Source organism: Palleronia sp. (genome assembly GCF_042089775.1).
Classification (GTDB): Bacteria; Pseudomonadota; Alphaproteobacteria; order Rhodobacterales; family Rhodobacteraceae; genus Palleronia.
On record NZ_JBELKF010000033.1, the window covers coordinates 1 to 3,051 of the forward strand.

Annotated in this window: 4 protein-coding genes; 1 reads left to right on the forward strand and 3 read right to left on the reverse strand. The window is 68.2% G+C overall.

The window, feature by feature from the left end:
• The coding region (locus ACFDS3_RS09970) for an Ig-like domain-containing protein (RefSeq protein ID WP_375262205.1) at positions 1-1,145 on the reverse strand (1,145 nt) is incomplete at its 3' end.
• 85 nt (positions 1,146-1,230) lie between these two features.
• Between ACFDS3_RS09970 and ACFDS3_RS09975 the strand changes: the two genes are divergently transcribed.
• Positions 1,231-1,809: a TIGR00730 family Rossman fold protein gene (locus ACFDS3_RS09975; protein ID WP_375262206.1), complete on the forward strand. Its 579-nt coding sequence runs from the start codon at positions 1,231-1,233 to the stop codon at positions 1,807-1,809.
• Here ACFDS3_RS09975 and rarD read toward each other — a convergent pair.
• A complete protein-coding gene (gene rarD, locus ACFDS3_RS09980) occupies positions 1,769-2,656 on the reverse strand; it encodes an EamA family transporter RarD (protein WP_375262207.1) in 888 nt (295 codons plus the stop codon). The genes ACFDS3_RS09975 and rarD overlap by 41 nt on opposite strands.
• Positions 2,653-3,051: divergent polysaccharide deacetylase family protein (locus ACFDS3_RS09985; RefSeq protein ID WP_375262208.1), on the reverse strand; the 399-nt coding region annotated here is incomplete at its 5' end. The genes rarD and ACFDS3_RS09985, both read right to left, overlap by 4 nt.

Below are 3,051 nucleotides of genomic sequence, written 5' to 3' on the forward strand. Positions count from 1 at the left end.
GTCTGCGGCGCGCGACCACCGAGGACTACGGTGCCGCCGGGCGCATAGCGAATGGTGTCGATGCTGAGCGCAGGCTGCGGCGCGCCGTCCTGCACCACGCTGAGGCTGCCGTTCTCGACCCGCAGGACCCTCGGCGCCTCGGGCTGCACCGGCGCATCGACCACCGTGGGCGAGTTCGTTCGCGTCATGAGCATCTCGCCGTCCGCTGGCACGTTCGCAGGCGCGCCCTCGGCCTGAGGCAGAGCGACTTGAACGGGCGGAATGCCTATCTCGGCCGGCCTGCGGCTCTTGTCGCCCGCCCGCGGCGGATCTGGCCTATCTGTCGAGACAGGGGCGTCCTCGGCATGCGGTACAGGGGATGCCGCCGCAATTTCGGTGCTCGGATCGGGCGCATCGGGTCGGTCCCCGGCCACGATGTCCCGAGCTGCGCGCGGCGAGTTCGGCGGCTGCGTTTCCGTAGTAGACCGACCGAGAGGCGCTATGGGCTGCGGGGCAGCGGCGTCACCAGCGAGGCTGACCCGCGATGGGTTGCGCGCGTCGTCGGCCGGTGCAACCTCGGGCGTTGGCACTGACGGAGTATCCGTGGGAACGTCTGCCGCCGAAACGGCCGCGGCCTCATCTTTTGGGCGAGCCGCGGCGATCTCGGCATTGCTCGCGGCCGCTTCACGTTGAAGACCATTGGGCGCAGGACGTCGGGTCTCGACCACGAAGTTCCGCGTTCCAGGTCGAGCCGTGCCCTCTGCGTCACGCTCTCTCACGTTCAGCGATTGCGGCGCGTCGCTTTCAGGAAGGGTGAGAAACGCGACGAAATTCCCCTGCGCATCGGCCGCAGCCACGCCCGCCGTTCCCTCGCCCAAGAGGATCTCGACCTCGGCCCCCGGCGTCGCGCGACCCGAGACCAGCGTCGCGCCGTCCCGCTCGACCCGAAGAATGTCGACCTCGGGCCCCTCGGCCTCTTCAACCTCCGCAGCGGGCGGCGGCGGCGCAGGCTGGAGCGCGGGTTCGGGAATGGTTGCGTCCGGCGCGACCGCAGCCCGCGTCGTAGCCTCGTCCGGGATCTTGACGCCCGGCGCCAGCCACAGACCCACCGCCAGCAGACCGGCCGCGATCGCGCAGCCAAATAGCATGCCGAACACCCGGGTCATCGCGTTCTCCTTGCCGTACGCGCCCTTGCAGGGCCGCCCCATCCGTTCCAAAGCATTGCGGAAAAACAACGGAGAAGGCGAGTCCATGCCCCAGAAAACCACGCCGAGCCGATCGATTTGCGTCTATTGCGGATCGCGGGACGGCAATGACAGCCGTTTTGGTGCCGCCGCCGACGCCTTGGGTGCGGGAATCGCCGCGCGGAACTGGCGGCTGGTCTACGGCGCGGGCGATGTCGGCCTGATGGGCCGGGTCGCGCGGGCGGCACAGGCGGGCGGCGCAGACACGTTCGGCGTCATCCCGCGGCACCTTCTCGACCTCGAGGTCGGCAAGCGCGACCTGTCTCGCTTTGTCATCACCGAGACCATGCACGAACGCAAGAAGGTGATGCTGATGAATGCCGATGCGGTGGTGATGCTGCCGGGCGGCGCGGGTTCTCTCGATGAATTCTTCGAGGCGCTCACGTGGCGCCAGCTTGGGCTGCACGACAAGCCGATCGTGCTGGTGAACGTCGCCGACTATTGGGACCCGCTCCACGCGATGCTCGACAGCGTCGTCTCGACCGGGTTTGCGGCCGAGAGCCTCCTGGGCTTCATCACCAAGGTGCCGGATGCCGAGGCGGCGCTCACGGCGCTGGCGGCGCTGCTCGAACCCGACGGCGCCTGACAATCGCCTCGCCTGAATAGATGGCGAGCGCGATCCAGATCGCTCCGAACGCAGCAGCGTGCCACGGTGTGAACCGCTCTCCGAACAGGACCGTCGCGCAAAAGAACTGCAGCGTCGGGTTCAGATAGCCGATGACCCCGACCCCCGAGAGCGACAACCGCCGCGACGCCACCGTGAACAGGATCAGGGGCAGACCCGTGATTGGCCCCGACGCCACCAGCAGAAACGCGTCCCGCCCCGTGAACGCGCCCCATCCCGGCACGGCCCAGACAAGCCAGCCGAGCGCCAGCGGCGAAAGCAGAGCCACCTCTGCGGTGACGCTGGCCATAGCGTCCGCCTCGATCGCCTTCTTCGCGACGCCATAGAACCCGAAGGTGATCGCCAGCGCGAACGAGACCCAGGGCGCCGCACCCAACCCGACGATGAGCGTGCCCACCCCCACAGCAGCCAGAGCGATTGCGCCTCCCTGTGCACGCGTCGGTCTTTCACGGAAGATCGCCGCGCCGAGCGCAACCGAAACGAGGGGGAAGATGAAGTAGCCCAGGCTCGCCTCGACGACGTGCCCGGCCTGCACCGCGAAAATAAAGCAGAACCAGTTCGACGCGATCATGATCGCAGCCACGGTGACGAGGCCGGCAATCTGTGGCCCCCGAGCAAGCCGGGCAACGGAGGAAAGTCGCCCCCGCCCCGCCAGCACCGCTGCGAAGAACAGCGCGGACCAGATTGTCCTGTGCGCGAGAACCTCGGCCGGCGGAACATGCGCCAAGAGCTTGTAGTAGATCGCCGACAAGCCCCAGATCGTGCAGGCGCCCACCATGGCGAGCGTGCCCGTGAGTGCGGGCCTCATTGGCTGCGAAGGATTGCCGAGACAGGCACGAGAGCGACCGTGTCGGCACGAGAACTGCCTAGGAACCGCTCTATCCCCTCGGCGGTTTCGGGCGTATTGTCGGCAATCACCACGACGGCGCCGCGATTACGCGCCTCGAATGCCGCCTGGTCGAGGAATCGTCCGATGGCGCGCCCGTCGCGGCCGCTGCCGTCGACCCGCCGGAATATACTCTGAACGGGCACCCCTACTTTCTCGGCCGCCTGAGCGAGCGGACCGCGGTCTCGGCCGCGAATGATCACGCCGTGCCCGGTGTCAGCCAGGGTTGCCGCAATTTCGTCCGCCGCGACGGGGCCGCTGGCGAAACCCTGCTCCCCTTCGGCCATCACCGCGGCCGCTTGCGGCATGGCCTCGAC

Bases quoted from the DNA above. Each gene is read 5' to 3' on its own strand.
- ACFDS3_RS09975 (WP_375262206.1), top strand. From the start codon at position 1,231: ATGCCCCAGAAAACCACGCCGAGCCGATCGATTTGCGTCTATTGCGGA.
- rarD (WP_375262207.1), bottom strand. From the start codon at position 2,656: ATGAGGCCCGCACTCACGGGCACGCTCGCCATGGTGGGCGCCTGCACG.